We start from the raw sequence: 19,561 nt of genomic DNA, 5'->3' as shown, positions 1-19,561 counted from the left end.
GCGGCGCGCTCCTTCACATGTGCGGGGGCGGGGCGAGGGTGAAGTCCCCCGGGGCGGTGGGCGGTCGGGTGCGCCAGCCCCGGGCGAGCGCCGCCTCCGCGAGGCGGGGGCAGCCGAAGTAGCCGAAGGCAGCGGGTGCGTTGGGGATCAGTCCGGAGACCAGGACGCGGGCGACGCGCAGCGGCGTCTCGGCGACGTCCTCCGTGGTGAGGTCCACGGTGATGACCCGGTGGTCCCCGGCGGCGAGTGCCGCGTCGAGCGCGGCGCGGCTGCCGGGAGTGATCGCGGTGACCGGGACCACCCCCAGGGCGGGTTCGGTGAAGCGGCGGGCGAGCGGGGCCATCCGGTCGTCCAGCCAGACCTGGACATGGGCGCCCAGGTCCCGGACGGCGGCGAACCCGGGCCCGCAGTCGTCGAGATAACGCCGGTCGGCCCGGTGGTCGAGGTAGAGGCCACGGGCGAGCATCCCGGCCTCGATCGCCCGGTACACCCACCCGTCCGCATCCACCGCGCCTTGTGTGAACACCCAGGTGTGCACGGCCTCCAGAACGGCCTTGCGGGCCGCCTCCGCCGGGTCGTACCGGCAGGCGAACCCGGCCGCGTACAGACCGCGCCCGGGATCGTGCACGAGGGCGGCGACGCAGGGGGCGAACTCGGAGGGCATCTCCACGATGTGCACGTCCAGCCCGCAGCCGGCCAGATCCTCGGTGAGCCCGGGGACGCCGGCCGGGTCGATGCCCCGGGTGGGCCCGTCCAGGTGCCACCACAGCTCCAGGGCGTCGCGCTCGACGACTTCCAGGAGCCCGCGCTCGACGGCGTCGTCGAGTCCCTGCCCGGTGGCGATGCCCGCGTAGTTGAGGTGGTGGGTGCGGGGCAGCGAACGCAGCTCTCCCTGGCGCCAGTTGAGGTGGGTCAGGGCGACGGGGGCCCAGCAGGGTTCCCCGTTCTCGACGGCCCGGGTCCACAGCGCCGGTGTGTCGGGGGTGAGTTCGGCGTACGGGAAGCCCGGGCGGCCGAACTGCCACGGCGCGTAGGTCGGCAGCGCACCGGGGCCGTAGACGCGGGCTCCCTCGGCGGTCAGCTCGGCGGCGGTGGCACGCCGGGGCTCCTGGGGGTGGCCGGGCGGCGGGAGGCGGTTGCCGCAGTAGCGCTCCACGGCCTCGGCGACGGCGGCGATCCAGGCGCCCCGGGGGTCGCCGAACGTGGTGCCGAGCGAGACCCGGTCGGCGGGCCAGGCGCCGAGGCGGCGGGCGTCGGCGACGTCGGCGGTCATCGCGGTGTAGCGGGGCGGCGCCCCGGTGGGGTGCTCGACGGGTGCGACGTCGCGGATGATCCCGCTGACGGGGTCGACGAGGGCTTCGAGGGGCAGGAGGCTGGTCAACGGCATATCTCCGGTGCGGGCTCGACGTAGCGGCGTCGGGCGACGACGGGCAGGTGGAGGGCGCTGCCCCGGGTGTTCACGGTGCGGCGGGACGGGGCGAGCCGGGTGGCGGTGACCGGGTTTTCGCCGGTGTGCGGGTTGCGGGCGTGGGCGGGGAAGTGGTGTCCGGCGATCTCCGCGCGCAACCGGGTTCCGGCGGGCAGTCGACGGCCCACCGTGCCGAGCGGCACGGTGATGTCGGCGGCCTCGCCGGGCGGGCCGGTACGCCGCACGATGCCGAAGGCGAGCGGATCGGCGCGGCCGGACGGGTCGAGGGCGGTGAGACGTACCGCCCAGTCGGCACTGGGCGTATCGGCCGTGACGTTGATCCGGGCGACGGCGGGGCCCGCCAGGTCGAGCGGGCGGGGCAGCGGTGGTGACAGGAGCAGGCAGCGGTCGGGGCGGTCGCGGTCGGCCGGTACGGCGAGGTCGTCGGAGCGCACGGGTCGGTCCGGGTCGGCACTGAACTCGGCTCCGTGGAGCAGCCGCAGACCGGTGGGCGAGCCGAAGGGCCAGCGGCACCGCGTCTCCGGGCGGTCCGGTGGGGTGGCGTCGGGAGGGAGCACCGTACCCGGGGCGGTGTGCCAGCGGCCGCTGTCGCCCAGGGCGATGACGCCGTGCCGTCTCGGGTCCAGCCGCCCGGCGAGCGCCGCGCGGGCCCACCGTACGTACAGCGCGCCGAGGTTGAGGTGTGCGCGGTCCGGTGCGCCCGGGTCGGCGGTGAGGCGGTGCCCCCAGGGCCCGAGAAGCAGGCGGGACGGTCCGCCCCAGCCGCGCCACAGGGCCACGGTGTCCTCGGCGAAGGGGTCGCGGGTGCCGCCGACGGCGAGCAGGGGAAGGCGGGCGGTCGCGCCCAGCGCGACGAGCCGGCCTCTTCCCCGTTCGGCCCAGAGACGGGACCAGGACGGCAGTTCGCGTCCCAGTCCCCCGGCCAGCCGCTCCGCGAGGCGGGCGAGCGGGAGGTGTTCCAGCAGCCGGGGGTCGTCCGCCAGGACGCGGGCCAGCGCGTCCGGGTCGGAGTCGCCGCGGTCGCCGTGGGCCGCCCACCAGCCGGCCCGGGCCCACAGCCGCTCCGGGCCCCCGGCCTCCCGTGCCGTCTCGGCGAGTCCGAGCGCGGGGACGGCGGCGATGACGGCGTCGGGGACTCCCCAGTGGCCGAGGCCGTGGGGGGCGGGGCCGGGTCCGCCGTCGCGGGCGTCGTCGCGGGTCGTGCCACCGGCGGCGCCACGGGCGGTGAGTGCGGTGGCGAGGGCGCAGTACGCGGCGTAGGAGGCGCCGACGGCGACGACCTCCCCGTTGCTCCACGTCTGTGCGCGCGTCCAGGCGACGGCGGCGGCGCCGTCCGCCGCCTCGTCGCTCCGGTAGGGGTGCCACTCCCCCGGCGAGCCGTGTCGTCCGCGCACGTCCTGGGCGAGGGCGGCGAATCCGTGGGCCGCCCAGCCGCGCAGCTCGGCGCGGTGTGCGTGGCGTCCGTAGGGGGTTCTGATCAGGACGGCGGGAACCGGGCGGGTGCCGTCCGGGAGGCATACGTCGGTGGCGAGCGCGGTGCCGTCCGGCGTGGGGACGTACACGGTGCGGGTGCTCACGGGCGCGCCCCGGCAACTCCGGTCCCGGCGCGCGCGGGGGCCGGGGCGGGCAGGGGTGCGACGTCCGGGACGGGGAGCACGGGGTGCTCGGTGAAGGTGAGAGCGCGCAGGTCGATCCGGCGCAGCCGACGGCGCACCGGGAGAACGCGCGCCCCGGGCTCGGCGGCGGCCCGCGCCCCGGCCTCCGGCTCTGCCCCGGCTTCGATCCGCGCCCCGGCTCCGGCTCCGGCCCGTTCCTCGACTTCGGCTTCGGCTTCGGCTTCGGCCCAGGCGAGGAGATCGGCGGTGAGGAGCGCGGCGATCAGGGCGGCGGAGGCTTCGGTGGGGTGCGGTCCGGTGTCGGGGGTCCGGTGCCCTGCCCAGTACGCGGCGAGTTCGCGATGGGCGGGGGTCGCCGCGAGTCTGCGGAGCCGGACGTGACGCGAGGTGACGTCTCCCGGGGTGGCGGCCAGGGGTTCGGTCCAGCTGTGGGCGCCCTCGCGGTGGCAGCGCAGCCAGGCGACGCGTCGCCCGGGCAGCAGGTCCGCCGCGTCCCAGAGCCCTTCGGGCACGGGTGAGTCGAGACACCACACCACGGCGACGCGCCCTACGACGCGGGGGTCCGGGGCCGCCCGGACGAGCTCCGCCACCCGGTCCGGGGTGATCCGGTGGACCTCGGCCCCCTCCGCTCCGGCACAGCGCGCCAGCGGCTCGGCGAGCACGGGGTCGCCGAGGACATGGACCGTGCGCCCGGCGAGCGGGGCCCGGGGCGGAGCGGACACCGCGTACCCGGCAGCCTCGAAGGCCTGCACGAGACGGTCGAGTTCGGCGGCGTTCCCGCCCTCGTCCGGCGCCTCCTCCTGCCCCGCCAGCCGGCGCACCAGGGCTTCGCCGGTGACACCGCCGGTGTCGACGCGCAGGAACTCCCCTCCGGAGGTCCGGAGCACGGGGGCTCGACCGGGGACGGTGACGATCCCGGCGCCGGGAGCGAGTCGACTGCGGGTCACGGAATCCTCCGAAGCGGTGAAGGGTGTGCGGGGAAGGGACGTTGGCGGCCGTGCGTGGACGCCGGGGCCGAACGGGGGCGGGCCCGCCCGGGATGTCACCGGGCGGGCCCGCCCCCGCGCCAGGCGGGGAACCTGCCCTCAGCGGCAGGCGTCGCTTACTTCTCGGCCGCGGTGTCGGCCTCGACCGCGTCGTCGAAGGGGTTCTCGACGAGGGCGTTCGAGTGGGTGGCGGAGAGGTGGGCGAGCTGACCCTGGTCGGCGATCGGGCTGAACACCGTGTTGTTCTCCATGAGTTGCGTCTCCATTCAGAAGGATCGGACGGGTGTTTCGGTCGCGGCTTCGGTGCGTGCCGCAGCACAGACACTAATGAATATGATTTTCATTCCGCAATAGCTGGAGCGGTTCGAGAGGGTGATCTGGGTAACAGACGGGCCAGCCGCCCTCACTGTCGATCCCCACCCGGCCCTCCACACCGAGGACTTCGGCCAGCAGACGCCGGGTGACCACCTCGGCCGGAGGCCCGTCGGCGGCCACGCGGCCCTCGCGCAGCGCGACGATCCGATCGGCGAACCGCGCGGCGTGGTTGAGGTCGTGCAGCACCATCACCACCGTCAGCCGGCGTTCCGCGCGCAGCCGTACGACCGTCCGGAGCACCTCCAGTTGGTGCCGCAGATCGAGATAGGTGGTCGGCTCGTCGAGAAAGAGCAGGCGGGCGTCCTGGGCCAGCGCCATGGCCAGCCGGACCCGCTGGCGTTCACCCCCGGACAGGGCGTCCACGGGCCGGTCGGCCCAGGCGGTGACGCCGACGTCCGCGAGCGCCCGCGACGTCACCTCGTCGTCGCCCTCCCGCAACATCCCGAGCGGCCCCCGGGCGGCATAGCGCCCCTGTCGCACGAGTTGCCGCACCGTCAGTCCCGGAACGGCGGGGGCCGACTGGTGGAGCAGGGCGACGCGCCGGGCGGCGGCACGGCGGGGCAGCCGGGCCACGTCGTCGCCTTCCAGCAGAACGCGCCCGCCGCTCGGGGTGAGCAGTCCGGCGGCGAGCTTGAGCAGGGTGCTCTTGCCGCAGCCGTTCAGTCCGATCAGGGCGACCAACTCCCCGGCCCGGACGCTCAGGTCCACCCCGCGCAGGACCGGCCGGCCCGGGTAGCCAAAGGTCAGCCCCTCCGCCCGTACGACCTCGGGACCGGGCGCCCCGCCGGGTTCCGCTTCCGCTCCGGCCTCCTCCACCGGGCTCGACTCCACTGGTCCGGTCAGGCCTTCCGGCATGTCACCCTCCTCATCCGCTGTCCTCCACTTCCGTCGGCGTCGACGGACGGGGCGCACGCGCGCCCCGTCCGTCCACCGTCCACCGTCATCGCTCGTCCGCCCGCCGCCGCGCCACGACCATCAGCAGCCCCGCCCCCACGCAGGTGGTCAGGGCGCCGACCGGGAGGGTCAGCCGGTCCGCGTCGAGCGCGGTGGCCAGCAGCGGTGACAGCCACTGGGCGGCGGCGTCCGCCCCGCACACCACCGCCGCGCCGAGCAGCGCCGCCCCCGGAAGGGTGATGCGCAGGTCGGCCCCGAAGACGGCCAGCGCCAGGTGGGGCACCAGCAGCCCCACGAAGCCGAGCGCCCCCACGGCCGATACGGCACCGGCCGTCAGCGCCACGGCGCAGACGAGCGCCGCCCCCCGGCCCCGACCGGTGGCCAGGCCCGCCGCGGAGGCCTGTTCGTCGCCGCAGCGCAACAGGGTCAGCGGCCCGGCGAGCAGCCAGGCGGCGGCGCCCCAGAAGGCGGCCCACGGCCAGAGCAGCTCCCAGTGCTGCCACACCCGGCCCTCGGTGGACCCGATCAGCCACTGGACGACGCTGCCGAGCTCGCCGGGGGCCACCAGGAGAACGACCGCGGTGAGCCCGGCGAGCACCGCCGACACGAGGACCCCGTACACGGCCGTCTGTTCCGGGTCGCCCCGGTCCCGCCCGGCGAGCAGCCACAGCAGCCCCGCCCCGGCGAAACCGCCGAGGCAGGCCGCCACGACGACGGCCGTGGGGGACTCCCAGCCCGCGAGGCCGAGGCCGGTCGCGGTGACCGCGCCGAGCACCGCACCGGGGGTGACGCCGGTGACCTCGGGCCCGGCCAGCGGGTTGCGCAGGGCCGACTGGAGCACCAGCCCGGCCACTCCGAGACACGCTCCGGCGACCAGCGCCACCAGCATCCGGGGCAGTCGCAGATGGAGCACGATGTGCTGGGCGGTGGGGTCGTCGCCGTGGCCGAGCAGCACGGCCCGGGCGCCGTCGGGGGTGACGCCCCGGCCGGCGAGGAGATCGGCGCAGGCCACCGCGGCGACGAGCAGCGCCAGGCCGCCCATCCGGACGCCCGGCGCGCGCGGGAACCGACGCGACGGTCCGGGCACGGTGTCGGTGAGCGTCATCGTTCCGCCTTCCGCAGGACGGGAGCGGCAAGAGCCGTAGGGGCCTGCGGCAGGGACGGCGGCAGGGGCCGCCGGACCCGGGCGGGCCGCCTCCCCCGCTTCAGCAGGAGGACCCCGACGGGCACCCCGACCAGGGCGGTCCAGGCGCCGACGGGCGTCTCCACGGGGGCGAGCGCCAGCCGGGCCGGCTGGTCCGCGCACAGCACGACGATCGCGCCGCACCCGGCGGACCGGACGAGCCACCCGGCCGCGCCGCCGTCGGGGCGGAGCCGGCGGGCGAGGTGGGGAGCGAGGAAGCCGACCCAGGCCACCGGTCCGCAGACCGCGACGACGGGGGCGATGAGGACGACGGCGATGCCCAGCGCGGCGACCCGCGCGCGTTCGACCCGTACGCCCAGCGCGCGGGCGTCGTCGTCGCCGAGGCGCAGCACACCGAGCACCGGTACGCACAGCACCAGCGCCGGGACGGCCGCGGCGAGCCAGGGCAGCAGTCCGGTGACGTCGTCCCAGGTGCGGGCCGACAGGCTGCCCAGCAGATAGCGGTAGATGAGCTGGAGGTCGAGCTGGTCGGCCATCACCATGAGCACCAGCAGGGCGGCCTGGAGTGCGGCGGCGACGGCGGCACCGGTCAGCAGGACGGCCGAGGGGCTCCGCCCGAATCCGGCGGCGACCAGGGTGAGCAGGCCGCCGAGCGCCGCCCCGGCCAGGGCCAGGAACGGTTGCAGTCCGAGAGGCACGGCCAGGGCCAGGACCAGCGGTGCGGCGACGCCCAGGGCGGCCCCGGAGGAGACGCCCAGCATCTCGGGCACGGCGAGCGGGTTGCGCAGGGCCTCCTGGAGAACGAGGCCCGCGGCCCCCAGGCAGGCCCCGGCGATCAGCGCCAGCACCATGCGGGGCAGCCGCAGTTCGGTGACGACGAGCCCCGCGAGCCCGTCGGACCCCAGTGCGGCCGGGAGCGCGGCGGGCGGGACGTACGGGGTGCCGAGACTGAGCGCGCAGACCGCGCCCGCCAGGGCCACCGCGCCCAGGCAGAGCGGCACGACGGGCGGGCGCCTCACCGCAGTGCGGCCGTCGCCTCGTCGAGGACGACGCCCAGGGAACGGGTGCCGCGCCCCTTGGCCCACACCTCGGAGTCGACCTCGATGACCTTGCCGTTCTTCACGGCGGGGATGCGTGACCAGAGCGGGTTCTGCGCCAGCTTGTCGGAGAGCCTGCCGTCCGGTGCGCCGAAGGAGAGCGTCTCCACGAAGAGGACGTCGACGTCCCGGGCGAGGATCTCCTCCAGGCTGTAACTGCCCTCCACGCCCCGGCTCTTCCAGGGGTAGTGGGAGATCTTCGGGAACAGTCCGGCCGCCACGTCGGTCTCCGGGGTGGCCACGCCGAAGTTCTCGTCGCTGCCGTAGACGATGAGCGCGGTCCTGTCGCTCGCACTGCGCTCCGCCCGTGCCAGGCGGGTGCGGAAGCCCCTCTCCGCCCTCTCGCCCTGCTCGGTGCGGCCGGTGAGCGCTGCCAGGTTTCGCAGGTAGCCGACGCTGTCCTGCCAGGATCCGGGCTGGACGGGCCAGAACGTCGTGGCGCCCTTCAGCGCGGGGGCCAGCTTGCCGTGCGTGTCCTCCAGGCCGATCACCAGGTCGGGCCGGTGGGCCAGGACGGCCTCGACCTCGGGGCTGAGGAAGCCGCCGGGCACGACGGGTATCCCCGCGGCCTTCTCCTCGCCCAGGAACTTCGGGTGCGCCAGCACCCGGGAGTTGGTGGCGGTCGGGGTCATCCCCAGCTCGACGAGCATGTCGTCGCAGAGGGCCACCAGGCAGACGATCCTCTCCGGCGGCTTCGGCAGGGAGACCGTGACGCCCTCGGCGTCGGTGATCCGGGTGGCGGCCTCGATGGGCCGCACGTCCGTGGTCGTGCGGGCACCGGCCCCGCTCCCCGGGGCGGCGGCCGGTCCCGCCGGGTCGGCCTCCCCCGTTCCGCAGCCGGCCAACAGGCCTCCCAGTACGGCGATCGCGGCCCAGCGGCGGACTCTCAGCGCGGTTCGTGGCATCGACGGTCCCTCAACGTTCCTGTGCGGTCCCGGGGATGCGGCAGAGCGGCGGCGGAGCCCCGGGAGCGATCCCCGCCACAAGCCGAAACCTTACACATGATTATCATTTCCAATAAAGTGGCCGGGGTCGCCCCCGGCTCCGGCCGGACCGCACCGGCCCCCGTCTCCCCCATGACCCCACCGACCCCAGGAGTTCGCCGTGCCACAGTCCCCGCACCCTTCGCCCCACGCACCGCCGCGCCTGCTGGTCTCCGACCATGTCGCCGGTCGGATCAGCCTGTTGGACCTCCCGGACGGCACGGAGCGCGCCGAACTGCGCCACCGGCACCTCGCCGAGCACGCCGGTTTCCTCGCCCTGCCGGACGGCCTCACCGCCTGCGTGGACGACCGGGCGGGCGAGCTGCTGGTCCTGGACCCCTACGGCCCCGGCGCCGGACATCCGTTCGTCCGGCGCCGGATACCGGTCGCGGTCCCCGCCGAACACCTGGCGGCGGACCCGAGGGGCCGGCACCTCGCGGTGACCACCGGCCTCGGGCGCAACGAGGAGGCCTGGACCGGACTCCTGACGGCCGTCGACCTCGACGCCCCGGACGGCGCCGTCGCCGTACGCGTGCGGGGGCGGACGGGCGAGCCGGGAGTCACGGTCCTCGGCGGCGGGCCGTCCCCGCTCGTGGTGCTGCGCCACCGGGAGCCGGGCGAACTGCTGGCCCACCGGCACCGCGACCTGATGCGTTCGGCCCCGGCCTGCCCTCCGGCGGCTCCCGTCGGGCGGATCGCCCTGCCGGACGACGACGGCCACGGCGACGCCCACGACCCCCTCACCCGCCGGGTGTTCGCCGCCGCGGGGTCGGGGGTGCATCGCGCACGGCGGGAGGGGGACGGCCTCGTCGGCGAGACCCCCCTGCCCTGGTCCGCCGACGGGCGCTCCGGCGGGCGCGGTCACTACCTGCGGCTCGACCCCGTGCGGCGGATGCTCTGGTCCTGCGTGCGCGGCGGACCCGGCGACCCCGGGCAGTGGCCCACGTGGTCCAACGACGCCTGGTGGCACCAACTCGACACGGGCGTCACGGGCCGGCTGGACCTGGGCCCCGGACTGGTCTTCCGACTCGCGGTGACCGCCCGCCACATCGCCTACACCCGCGTCCACCCGGACGGCGACGAACTGGTCCTGCTCACCGCGCCCCCGGTCGCCGGGTCCCGTCCGGAGATCGCCGCACGCCTGCCCCTGCCCGCCATGTCCGGCGCACCCCGGCCCGGCGGGACCCCCTGGGACGGCGTGCAGCGCAGGGCCGTCGCCGCCTCCCCCGGCGGCGGCCTGGTGGCGGTCAGCCGGGGAGGCCACGGCGAGGTCCACGTCTTCGACGCGGACCGGGCGGACCTCCTCACGACCCTGACCGTCCCGACACCCCTGGACGACGGCGGCCACCTCGCCCTCCTCACCCCCGGGGACGGGGCGGAGGCCGACCCGGTCGGCCGCTGAGGGACGCGTCGCGGGTGGCGGCGCGGCGCGACCGCCGTACCGCCACCCGCGTTCGGTCCGCCGTCACCAGGAGGACGTGGTCACCCCCGGGAGGAACCCGGCGTGGGCCTGCTCACGCATCCGGACCCGGGAGAGTCCGAACCTGCGCAGATACCCCCGGGGCCTGCCGTCGACGCTGTCGCGGTTGCGCACCCGGGTGGCACTGGCATCACGGGGCTGCCGCCGCAACTCCTCGACGGCCCGGTTCCGTTCGGGCTCCGGCGTACCGGGGCGGCGGATGACCTCCTTCAGCTCGGCCCTGCGGGCGGCGTAGCGCTCGACGGTCTCCCGGCGCCTGTCGTTCCGCGCGATCTTGCTCTTCTTCGCCATCAGACCTTGCCTCCCCGCGCACGGATGCGCGCGACCGCGGCCTCGATGCCGATGCTGTCGACGGTCCTGATGGCCCGGGCGCTCAGCGTGAGGCGCACAGAGCGGCCCTCGCCGGGCAGCCAGTACCGCTTGCGCTGCACGTTCGGGTCGAACCGTCGGGACGTGCGGCGGTGCGAGTGGGAGATGTTGTTGCCGAATCCCGGCTTCGAGCCGGTCAGTTGGCAGTGGGCGGACATGGGTTACCTGCCTCTCCTTCGACGCGTCCATTATTGAAAATGGAAACCATTGCCATATAGTAGCGCCCATGGCTCGCAACGAAGTACGCCCGGTCATCAAGCTCCGCTCCACCGCGGGGACCGGTTACACCTATGTCACCCGCAAGAACCGGCGGAACGACCCCGACCGGATGGTGCTGCGCAAGTACGACCCGGTCGCCCGCCGCCACGTCGACTTCCGCGAGGAGCGCTGAACGCGGCGAAGCCGCTCCGCTCCCCCGCACCCGCCCCGGACCCGACCCCTAGGACACCTTCATGAAGCCCGGAATCCACCCCTCCTACGGCCCCGTCGTCTTCCGCGACAAGGCCGCCGACTTCGCGTTCCTGACCCGCTCGACCATGACCAGCGACCGCACGGTCGCCTGGGAGGACGGCAACACCTACCCGGTGGTCGACGTGGAGATCTCCTCCGCGAGCCACCCCTTCTACACCGGCACCGCACGCGTCCTGGACACCGCCGGACGCGTCGAGCGCTTCGAACGCCGCTACGGACGCGGTGGAGCCCGGTGAGCGGGCACCGCGGGATACTGCCCGTCGTCATCGTCTGCGGCCTGCACTCCGAGGCACGCCGCGAGGTGGTGGAAGGGCTGCTGCGGGACGTCCCGCACAGCGTCGCGCTGCACCACGACCTGTCCACGGCCACCGGAGGGACGGTAGGCCGCTCCCTGCGGGATCACGGCGGCGAGCTGGCTTCCGGCGAGGCGCCGCTGGTGAACGCGTGCGCCTGCTGCGCGCTGCGCGAGGACCTGGTACCCGAACTGGAGCGGCTCGCGGGGGACGGCCGGACCCGCCTCGCGGTCCTGGAGCTCTGGGACTCCGTCGAGCCGAAGTCCATGGCCGAGGTGATCGCCGCGCACACCACCGCCGCCGAGGTCACCAACGTGTTCGCGGCGGTCGACCCCACGCTCGTGCTGCCCTGCCTCTCCAACGGCGACGATCTGGCCGAGGCCGGTCTCGCGGCGGCGCCGGCCGACCGGCGGACCATCGGCGACACCTGGGCCCGACAGGTGGAGTACGCGCCCGTACTGGCCGTGGTGGCGAGCCCGGCGGCCGACGACGAGGACCGTGCCCTGATCCGGCAGCTGAACCCGACGGCCCGTCAGGCCGATTCCGGATCGGCCGAGTTGGCCCGGCTCGCCTTCGCGGGGTTCGACGTGGAGGCGGCGGACGCGGGCCAGCACCCGGCCTGCGCGCTGCTTCCGCAGGAGGCCGACGAGGCCGGGGTGGGCACGCTCGTCTGGCGGCGGCACCGCCCCTTCCACCCCGAGCGCCTGCTCGACGCGCTGGAGGACCTGAGCTGCGCGGCGGCTCGCAGCCGGGGCCGGTTCTGGCTCGCGGACCGGCCCGACACCCTGCTCTCCTGGGATGCCGCGGGCGGCGCGCTCTGCGTGGAGAACACCGGACCCTGGCTCGCCTCGCTCCCGGACGCCGCCTGGTCCATGGTGCCGCCCTACCGGCGGGCCGCCGCCGCGCTGGACTGGCACCCGGAGCACGGCGACCGCTGCCAGCACCTGGTCTTCGTCTCCCCCGGCCTCGACCGCGAGGGCCTGACCGGACTGCTGGACTCCTGCCTGCTCACGGACGAGGAGTACGGCGGCGGCCGGGAGACCTGGAAGAGACTTCCCGCCGCGTTCGACGCGCTCCTCGACCCGGTCCACTGACGCGCGCCCGCACCCACCCCCGTAACCCGCGTCCCGGACGACCACCGCACACCCGACGACCGCAGACCGCACACGAGGAAGCCCCATGGCCCGTCAGCAGGAACCCCGCAAACCGTTCAAGAGCCGGCCGAACCCCCTGGACGCCGCGGAGATCACGTACATCGACTACAAGGACACCGATCTGCTGCGGAGGTTCGTCTCCGACCGAGGGAAGATCCGAGGCCGCCGGGTCACCCGGATCAGCGCCCGGCAGCAGCGGCAGGTGGCCGCGGCGATCAAGAACGCCCGCGAGATGGCCCTGCTGCCGTACACCGGGTCCCCGGCGGGCACCTAGCGCGACGCCCCGCCCGCCCCGCGCATCGCGGGCGGGGCGGGCCCGCGGCTCGGGATGCAGCACGGCGGCGGCCCGGCGACCATGGACCCATGGGCAGAGAATCCCCCGAAAGGGGCACCCCGCGGCCTGGATCGCCGGAGCCCGGAACGGCGGGCCGGCGGAGCGGCCCCCCGAACCAGGCCCTCGCCCTCACGGCGATGCTGTTCGCCGTGTCGATGACGTTCATCGACCAGACCATCGTGGCGATCGCGGCCCCGAACATCATCGATGAACTCGGCCTCACCTCCTCGCAGATGCAGTGGGTCGTCAACGCCTACCTGCTGACGCTGGCCGCCTTCTTCGCCCTGGGCGGGAGGCTGTCCGACCTCTTCGGGCACCGCCGCGTGATGCTGATCGGCACGCTGGTCTTCGTCATCGCCTCCGCGCTGTGCGGCGCGGTGCCCTCCGGGGACTTCGCGCAGGCCTGGCTGATCGGCTTCCGCGCCGTCCAGGGCGTCGGCGCGGCCCTGATGTTCCCGGCCGCGCTCGCCGTGGTCATCGCCGTGTTCCCGGTGGAGCGGCGCGGACGGGCCCTGGCCCTGTTCTTCGGGGTGTCCGGGGCGCTCACCGCGGTCGGGCCGCTGCTCGGCGGCTGGCTCACCGGGTGGACCTGGCGGGCGATCTTCTGGGTCAATGTCCCGGTCGCCGTCGTCGCCATCGTGCTGGCGGTACTGGCGCGCATCCCGGACCGGCCCCGCCGCGAGCCCCTGGACCTGCCCGGAGCCGCGCTCGTCGCCGTCGGCATGGGGCTGACCGTGCTGGGGCTGCAACAGGCGTCGACCTGGGGCTGGGACTCCGTCGCCACCTGGGCGTGCATCGCGGGCGGCCTGCTGGTGCTGGCGGCCTTCTGCCGGCTGGAGCTGCGCACGCGCTCGCCCTTGATCAACCTGCGGGTCTTCCGCGACCTGGCGTTCCGTGTCGACAACGCGGTGCTGTTCTTCGCCATGATGGCGTTCGTCCCGGTGTTCTTCTTCGCCTCCGTGTACGCGCAGGTCTCGCTGAGCGCGTCGCCGAACCAGGCGGCGCTGTACCTCCTGTACTTCTTCATCGGTTTCGGCCTCGCCTCGCAGTGGGGCGGCCGGATCCTCGACAAACGCGGCGCACGCCCCGCGATGAAGCTCGGCACGGCACTCGGGGCGGTCGGGTTCGCCCTGTGGGCGGGGAAGTTGACCACGCTGTCCATGCACGACCAGTGGCTGTACGCGGCGATGGCGGGCGCGGGCATCGGACTGCTGCTGGCGCCGGCCTCGACCGACGCGGTGAACCGGGCGATCGACGCCAGTTACGGCGAGGTCACCGGCATCACCCAGACCGTGCGGAACTTCGCGGCCAGCATCGGCCTGGCCGTCTTCGGGACCCTGCTCACCCATACGACGATCACCAAGGTCGACGCGACCCTGCGGGCCAAGGACGTGCCGCCCGGGGAGTCGCGCGACATCGCCGAGTCGATCGCACAGTCGGTGACCGGTCAGGCGGACTCCCGGGGCCCTTCCGGCTCCGGGCCGGTGGCCGAGACCGTACGGGATGCGATGTCGGCGATCCGGATGGACTTCGCCGAGGCGAACCAGTGGGTGTTCTACGGGATGGCCATCGCCCTGGGGGTGGCCTTCCTGATCTCGCTGCGCCATCCGGGGACCCGGGTGACGCAGGAGTCCTCCGACTAGGTCCTGTCGTCGAACTGCCGTCGTCGCCCGGGGGCAGGCGGCAGTTCGACGACAGGACCTAGCGGGAGCCGGAGGTACGCCCGCACTCGGGCGGGTCCGGTGGGCGAAACGACCGGGGCGGGTCGCTGCCGGCCGCGGCGGAAACGGCCGGTGCGGTCCCGGTCGGTCGGGGGCGTGTGCGGGGCACGCCGGGCGGGGCGGGTAGGCCGCCGGAACGCGGTCGGGCGGGACGGAGCCGTGCTCCGTCGTCCCGGCGTCGGCGCGCCCCGGTGGGTCAGAAGGCGAACACGGCATTGCCGTTCGTGCTGCCCGCCATCTCGCAGGCGTTGCCGTACGTGGTGCTGAACCGGACCTGCCTGCCCTGCCAGGCGCCGTGCGCGGACACCACGACCGGGTCCCACTGGCGGGTGCAGGTCCGGTTCGACGGACCGGCGGTCAGTTCGGAGAACTTCCCCTGGACCGCGGCCAGTTCCTTGCAGGCCGCAGCGGGGGTGGGGTGCGTCCCCTCGGCGGTGGGGGCGCAGGTGAGCGTCACGGCCCGCTCGACGGTGGCGGTCAGCGGGTCCTCGCCGCGGGCCACGGTGAGGACGAGCGCCGAGGGCGCGTAGAGGCTCGGGGCCCCCGCCGGTGCGGCCTGGGCGGTGGCGGTGGCGAATCCACCGAGCAGAAGGGCGGTCGCCGTGACGGTCGCGAAGGCGGCGTGAGGGTTGCGTCGCATGGGTGAGGCTCCTTGGTCGAATGCCTGATTGCGGTCAGGAGTCTTACGCATGCGGAAAGTAAGCGCACGCCGACGGCCGCCTTCCAGCCGCGGGCGGGCGTTCGAGCCGACCGAATGGTCATTCGGGCAGCTCAGACGCCCGGCGTGAGGCGTCCAGCATATGGACGGAGCTCGGCGGTTCAACGCAGAACTACCTCCTGACCTGCGGATACACGGAAAGTCGGCGATGCGCCGCTCTGCGGCTTCGGCCGGAAGAAACCGCCGCCCGGGGCATCCGCGCCCCGGGCGGGAGAGCCGCCGTCACCACCTCGACGGCGAGGGGAGGACGGGCGACGGATCCCCGAGGGTCACGCGGAGGACACGATTCCGAATCCCGCTTGACCAGGGCAATTTAGGCTAGGCTAACCTTACTGTCGTGATCGCTCCTGCCCTCGACCGAGAAGACCCACCGCCGCGTCGGCGCTCCGCGCCCGCTGCCGGTGCCACCGCCGCGCCCCCCGACGCCGAAGCCGGCCCGGCCACGGCCTTCGAGGCCGCCGGACCCGATGCCGGACTCGACGCCCGCGACATGACGATCGCGTACGACCGTACCGACGTCGTGCACGGGGCCGACCTCCGGCTGCCGCGCGGACGCGTCACCGCGCTCATCGGGCCGAACGGCAGTGGCAAGTCCACCCTGCTGCGGGCCGTGGCCCGGCTGCACAAGGCCCGCACCGGCCGGGTGACCGTGGCGCCCCAGGGCGAGGGCTCCGAGCCCGTCGACGCCCTCGCCCTGTCCCGTTCCGACTTCGCCCGCCGGGTCACCCTGCTCGCGCAGAGCCGCAACGCACCGGCCGGCCTCAGCGTGCGCGACGTGGTCGGATTCGGCCGCCACCCCTACCGGGCCCGGCTCCGGGGAACCGATCCGGACGGGGCCCGGATGGTCGAGCACGCGCTGACCGTCACGAACCTCACCGAGTTCGCCGACCGCGGGGTGGAGAGCCTGTCCGGCGGGCAGTTGCAGCGCGTCTGGTTCGCCTGCTGCCTGGCCCAGGACACCGACGTACTCCTCCTCGACGAGCCGACCACCTATCTCGACCTGCGCTACCAGGTCGAGATCCTCGACCTCGTCCGCGACCTCGCCGACACGCACGGCGTCACCGTCGGCGTCGTCCTGCACGACCTGGACCAGGCCGCCGCCGTGGCGGACCAGGTCGTCCTCCTCTCCTCCGGGCGGATCGTCGCCGCGGGGACCCCCGCGGAGGTCTACGCCCCCGAGCGGCTCAGCGACGCGTACGGCATCCGCATCGACGTCGAACCCGACTCCTCCACCGGCATCCCGCGCACCCGCGCGGTCGGCCGCCACCACCTTCGTTCCGAAAGGCCCTGAACACCCCCATGAAGAACCAGCACCTGACGTGGCCCGTCCTCGCCGCCGCGGCCGCGCTCGCCCTCACGGCCTGCGGCACCACCGAGGCGCCGAAGAAGGAGTCCGCCAAGGACAGCGCGGTGACGATCACCGACGCCCGCGGGAAGAAGATCACGCTCGACGGTCCGGCCGAACGCGTCGTCGGCACCGAGTGGAACGTCGTCGAGTCGCTCGTGACCCTCGGCGTCCAGCCGGTCGGCGTGGCCGACGTCAAGGGCTACACCGCGTACAACACGGCCGCGCCGCTGGCCAAGGGCATCAAGGACATAGGCACCCGCGGCGAGCCCAGCGTCGCCACCGTCGCGAGCCTCAAGCCCGACCTCATCCTCGCCACCACCGACCTGTCCGACTCCGCCATCGCGCAGCTGTCCAAGGCCGCCCCGGTCGCCGTGGTGCGCTCGGCCGACGCGAGCCGGCAGATCGACCAGATGGTCGACACCGTCGAACTCATCGGCAAGGCCACCGGCAACGAGGACAAGGCCGAGTCCGAGGTCGACTCCTTCCGCAAGGCCGTCGCGGACGGCAAGAAGAAGCTCGCGGACGCCGGTCTCGACGGCGAGAAGGTCGCCTTCGCCGACGGCTGGCAGGAGGGCAACCAGGTCTCGGTCCGCCCGTACGTCAAGGGCTCGCTGCTCTCCGACGTCAACACCGAACTCGGCCTCGTCGACCCGTGGAAGCTGAAGGGCGACGCGGCCTACGGCCTGGCGGCGACCGACGTCGAGGGCCTCACGAAGATCGGCGACGCGCGGTTCGCGTACATCGCCAACGACTCCGACGGCGGCGACCCGTTCGCCGACGGGCTCAAGGACAACGCGGTGTGGAAGTCCCTCCCGTTCGTCAAGAACGACGAGGTCCACCGGCTGCCCGACGGCATCTGGATGTTCGGCGGCACCGCGTCGATGCGTGAGTACATCGACGCCCTCGTCGGCGCGCTGACCGCCTGACGATGAGCACACGCACCACAACCGCCCCGCCCGCCCCCGTGAAGACGGGGGCGGGCGCGGCCGGTCCGGCCGGGGCCGAGCCCCCGGTGGCGGCCGGCCCACCGGCCCGTCGCGGCCGGATGCTCCTCCTCGCGATCACGGGAATCGTCGCACTGGCCGCACTCGCGATCGTGCACGTGGGCCAGGGCACCGCCGCCGTCGATCTGCACACGCTCTGGCAGTTGGCGACCGGAGCGGCCTCCGACCGGACCGCCGACGAGCAGACGGCCGCCGTGGTCCTGGACTCCCGGCTGCCCCGGCTGGCCGCGGGGCTGCTGGTCGGCTGTGCGCTGGGCGCGGCGGGCGCGGCCCTCCAGTCGGTGTCGCGCAACATGCTGGCCTCCCCCGACACGCTCGCCGTCAACGCGGGCGCGTACCTCGCGGTGGTCGCCGTCGCCGCGTTCGGCATCACGCTCCCCGCGCTGCCGGCCGGGGCCACGGCCTTCCTCGGCGGGCTGCTGGCGGCGGGCGTCGTCCTCGGCCTGTCCCGGGCGGGGGCCGGACCGATCCGGCTGGTGCTGGCGGGTTCGGCGCTCACGCTCGCCCTGTCGGGGCTGAGCGGGATGCTGCTGCTCCTGCGCTCCCAGCAGACGACCGGGCTGTTCGCCTGGGGCAATGGTTCGCTCGCCCAGATCGGCATGCAGTCCATCGACCGGCTCACCCCGGTCGCACTCGTGGCGTTCGCCGGACTGATGCTGATGGGCCGGCGGCTGGACATCCTGGCCCTCGGCGACGACGGAGCCGCGGTCGTGGGCGTGAGCCCCCGGCTGACGCGCAGCATCGCCGTCATCCTCGCGGTGCTGCTGGCGGCGGTGTCCGTGGCGGTCGCCGGCCCGGTCGGCTTCGTCGGCCTGTGCGCGCCCGCCGTGGTCCGCCTGCTCAGCACCTGGATCCCGGGGCTGGTGCGGCACCACGCGTTCATCCCCGCGTCGGCGCTCGCGGGTGTGCTCGTGGTGCTCGGCGCGGATGTGCTGCTGCGTGCGGTGTTCGGCGCCCAGGCGGGGGCCGAGGTCCCGACCGGCATCGTCACGACCTGCTTCGGCGCGCTCGTCCTCATCGTCCTCGCCTACCGGTCGCGCGACATGGGCACGGACAGCGGCTCGACGGCGTTCGCCCGGCTGCGCAGCCGGCGGGCGTTCGTCCTCACCCTGGTGGCGACCTCCGTGGGGCTCCTCGGCGCGGTGGTGGCGGCGACGCTGTTCGGCGACGCGACGCTGCTCCTGGGCGATGTGGGCAACTGGCTCACCGGCCGGGCGGGGCAGTTCGTCGGCTACGTGCTCGACACCCGCGTCCCCCGGGTCGCCGCGGCCCTGCTGGCCGGTGCGGCGCTCGCCGTGGCGGGGGCCGTCGTCCAGGCCGTGTCGCGCAATCCGCTGGCGGAGCCGGGCGTCCTCGGCGTCGTCAGCGGGGCGGGAGTCGGGGCGGTCGCCGTCCTCACCGTCGTCCCGCTCGCGAGCTTCTGGCTGATCGGCGGCTCCGCGCTGGCCGGCGCGACGGCCGCCGCGGCGCTGGTGTTCGGTCTCGCCGCACGCCGGGGGCTGGAACAGAACCGCCTGGTGCTGATCGGCATCGGCGTGCAGGCCGGTGCGGGCGCCTTCGTGAGTCTGCTGATCGTGCTCACCGACCCGTACAACGAGACCAAGGCGCTGGCCTGGCTCGGCGGTTCGACGTACGGGCGGACGTTCCCCGAGCTGATCCCGGTGCTGGTGGGTCTGGTCGTGGCGCTGCCCGCCCTCGCGCTGATGCGCCGTGAGCTGGACCTGATCGGGCTGGACGACGAGACGCCCGCCCTGCTCGGAGTGCGGATCGGCGCGACCCGGCTGGCGCTGCTGAGCCTGGCCGTGCTCCTGACGGCGGGCGCCGTGGCGGCGGTCGGTGTGATCGGGTTCGTCGGCCTCGTCGCCCCGCACGCGGCACGTGCCCTGGTGGGCCGCCGCCACACACGGGTGATTCCGGTGAGCGCGCTGCTCGGCGCGCTGCTGGTGGTCGTGTCGGACCTGGTCGGCCGGGCGATCATCGCCCCGGCCCAGATCCCGGTCGGACTGCTGACGGCCGTGATCGGCGCCCCGTACTTCATCTGGCTGCTCTGGCGGTCGCGACGCGAGGGGTGAACGGGAGACTGTCCCGGTCATGGAGCCGCGCGGTCCTCGACCGCGCGGCTCCGGCGTTCCCCGGTGGGGCAGC

Annotated in this window: 20 protein-coding genes; 9 read left to right on the top strand and 11 right to left on the bottom strand. The window is 74.6% G+C overall.

Features of this window, described 5'->3' with window-relative positions; all coding sequences use genetic code 11:
• Positions 1-13: 13 nt before the first annotated feature.
• From DTB53_RS22225 to DTB53_RS22195, 8 genes are all read right to left on the bottom strand, one after another.
• The gene (locus DTB53_RS22225; protein WP_012377867.1) at positions 14-1,381 is read right to left on the bottom strand and encodes a YcaO-like family protein; all 1,368 of its coding nucleotides are present in this window, start codon (positions 1,379-1,381) and stop codon (positions 14-16) included.
• Positions 1,378-3,006 carry a CocE/NonD family hydrolase gene (locus DTB53_RS22220; protein WP_012377868.1) on the bottom strand — a complete coding sequence of 543 codons (1,629 nt, stop codon included), beginning with the start codon at positions 3,004-3,006 and terminating at the stop codon, positions 1,378-1,380. The genes DTB53_RS22225 and DTB53_RS22220 overlap by 4 nt, the downstream gene beginning before the upstream one ends.
• A complete protein-coding gene (locus DTB53_RS22215) occupies positions 3,003-3,992 on the bottom strand; it encodes a hypothetical protein (protein WP_042495461.1) in 990 nt (329 codons plus the stop codon). The genes DTB53_RS22220 and DTB53_RS22215 overlap by 4 nt, the downstream gene beginning before the upstream one ends.
• Before the next feature lie 155 nt (positions 3,993-4,147).
• A complete protein-coding gene (amiA, locus tag DTB53_RS36910) occupies positions 4,148-4,282 on the bottom strand; it encodes a streptamidine family RiPP (protein ID WP_003964402.1) in 135 nt (44 codons plus the stop codon).
• Positions 4,283-4,355: 73 nt separating this feature from the next.
• Positions 4,356-5,261 (bottom strand): ABC transporter ATP-binding protein, encoded by a 906-nt coding sequence (locus DTB53_RS22210; protein ID WP_012377871.1) that lies wholly within the window; start codon positions 5,259-5,261, stop codon positions 4,356-4,358.
• Between the two features lie 85 nt (positions 5,262-5,346).
• Positions 5,347-6,405, bottom strand: a complete 1,059-nt coding sequence (locus tag DTB53_RS22205; protein WP_012377872.1) for a FecCD family ABC transporter permease — start codon at positions 6,403-6,405, stop codon at positions 5,347-5,349.
• On the bottom strand, positions 6,402-7,463 hold the full coding sequence (locus DTB53_RS22200; RefSeq protein WP_012377873.1) for a FecCD family ABC transporter permease: 1,062 nt from the start codon (positions 7,461-7,463) through the stop codon (positions 6,402-6,404). The genes DTB53_RS22205 and DTB53_RS22200 overlap by 4 nt, the downstream gene beginning before the upstream one ends.
• A complete protein-coding gene (locus tag DTB53_RS22195; RefSeq protein ID WP_042495464.1) occupies positions 7,460-8,446 on the bottom strand; it encodes an ABC transporter substrate-binding protein in 987 nt (328 codons plus the stop codon). Before DTB53_RS22195 ends, DTB53_RS22200 begins: the two co-directional genes overlap by 4 nt.
• 199 nt (positions 8,447-8,645) lie before the next feature.
• Here DTB53_RS22195 and DTB53_RS22190 point away from each other — a divergent pair, with 199 nt between their 5' ends.
• A complete protein-coding gene (locus DTB53_RS22190) occupies positions 8,646-9,926 on the top strand; it encodes a hypothetical protein (RefSeq protein WP_012377875.1) in 1,281 nt (426 codons plus the stop codon).
• A gap of 63 nt (positions 9,927-9,989) precedes the next feature.
• Here DTB53_RS22190 and rpsN read toward each other — a convergent pair whose 3' ends face one another.
• Positions 9,990-10,295, bottom strand: a complete 306-nt coding sequence (gene rpsN / locus DTB53_RS22185; protein ID WP_012377876.1) for a 30S ribosomal protein S14 — start codon at positions 10,293-10,295, stop codon at positions 9,990-9,992.
• On the bottom strand, positions 10,295-10,531 hold the full coding sequence (gene rpmB, locus DTB53_RS22180; RefSeq protein ID WP_012377877.1) for a 50S ribosomal protein L28: 237 nt from the start codon (positions 10,529-10,531) through the stop codon (positions 10,295-10,297). Before rpmB ends, rpsN begins: the two co-directional genes overlap by 1 nt.
• A gap of 68 nt (positions 10,532-10,599) precedes the next feature.
• On the opposite strand from rpmB, the gene rpmG reads away from it, so the two are divergent.
• The 5 genes from rpmG to DTB53_RS22155 all read left to right on the top strand — a co-directional run bounded on the left by rpmG (position 10,600) and on the right by DTB53_RS22155 (position 14,268).
• Entirely contained in the window at positions 10,600-10,764 is a 165-nt protein-coding gene (gene rpmG / locus DTB53_RS22175) for a 50S ribosomal protein L33 (protein ID WP_003964410.1), read from the top strand.
• Between the two features lie 61 nt (positions 10,765-10,825).
• A complete protein-coding gene (locus DTB53_RS22170; protein WP_003964411.1) occupies positions 10,826-11,080 on the top strand; it encodes a type B 50S ribosomal protein L31 in 255 nt (84 codons plus the stop codon).
• On the top strand, positions 11,077-12,231 hold the full coding sequence (locus DTB53_RS22165; protein ID WP_012377878.1) for a CobW family GTP-binding protein: 1,155 nt from the start codon (positions 11,077-11,079) through the stop codon (positions 12,229-12,231). The genes DTB53_RS22170 and DTB53_RS22165 overlap by 4 nt, the downstream gene beginning before the upstream one ends.
• An 85-nt stretch (positions 12,232-12,316) precedes the next feature.
• Positions 12,317-12,565, top strand: coding sequence for a 30S ribosomal protein S18 (gene rpsR, locus DTB53_RS22160; RefSeq protein WP_012377879.1), 249 nt, complete (start codon positions 12,317-12,319; stop codon positions 12,563-12,565).
• A gap of 89 nt (positions 12,566-12,654) precedes the next feature.
• Positions 12,655-14,268, top strand: coding sequence for an MFS transporter (locus DTB53_RS22155; protein WP_012377880.1), 1,614 nt, complete (start codon positions 12,655-12,657; stop codon positions 14,266-14,268).
• A 274-nt stretch (positions 14,269-14,542) separates the two neighbouring features.
• Here the strand turns inward: DTB53_RS22155 and DTB53_RS22150 are convergent, their stop codons facing one another.
• Positions 14,543-14,986 (bottom strand): subtilase-type protease inhibitor, encoded by a 444-nt coding sequence (locus tag DTB53_RS22150; protein ID WP_003964415.1) that lies wholly within the window; start codon positions 14,984-14,986, stop codon positions 14,543-14,545.
• A 568-nt stretch (positions 14,987-15,554) separates the two neighbouring features.
• Here DTB53_RS22150 and DTB53_RS22145 point away from each other — a divergent pair.
• Genes DTB53_RS22145 through DTB53_RS22135 form a run of 3 tightly spaced genes read left to right on the top strand, consistent with a single transcriptional unit; the run spans position 15,555 to position 19,488 of the window.
• Entirely contained in the window at positions 15,555-16,355 is an 801-nt protein-coding gene (locus DTB53_RS22145) for an ABC transporter ATP-binding protein (RefSeq protein WP_003964416.1), read from the top strand.
• Positions 16,356-16,363: 8 nt separating this feature from the next.
• The gene (locus DTB53_RS22140; RefSeq protein ID WP_003964418.1) at positions 16,364-17,338 is read left to right on the top strand and encodes an ABC transporter substrate-binding protein; all 975 of its coding nucleotides are present in this window, start codon (positions 16,364-16,366) and stop codon (positions 17,336-17,338) included.
• 2 nt (positions 17,339-17,340) lie between these two features.
• Positions 17,341-19,488 (top strand): iron ABC transporter permease, encoded by a 2,148-nt coding sequence (locus tag DTB53_RS22135; protein WP_003964419.1) that lies wholly within the window; start codon positions 17,341-17,343, stop codon positions 19,486-19,488.
• Positions 19,489-19,561: the final 73 nt, after the last annotated feature.

It is taken from the genome of Streptomyces griseus (assembly GCF_900460065.1).
Classification (GTDB): Bacteria; Actinomycetota; Actinomycetes; order Streptomycetales; family Streptomycetaceae; genus Streptomyces; species Streptomyces griseus.
The sequence above is the reverse complement of the archived record's forward strand: the minus strand, read 5'-3'. Positions and strand labels throughout refer to the sequence as shown.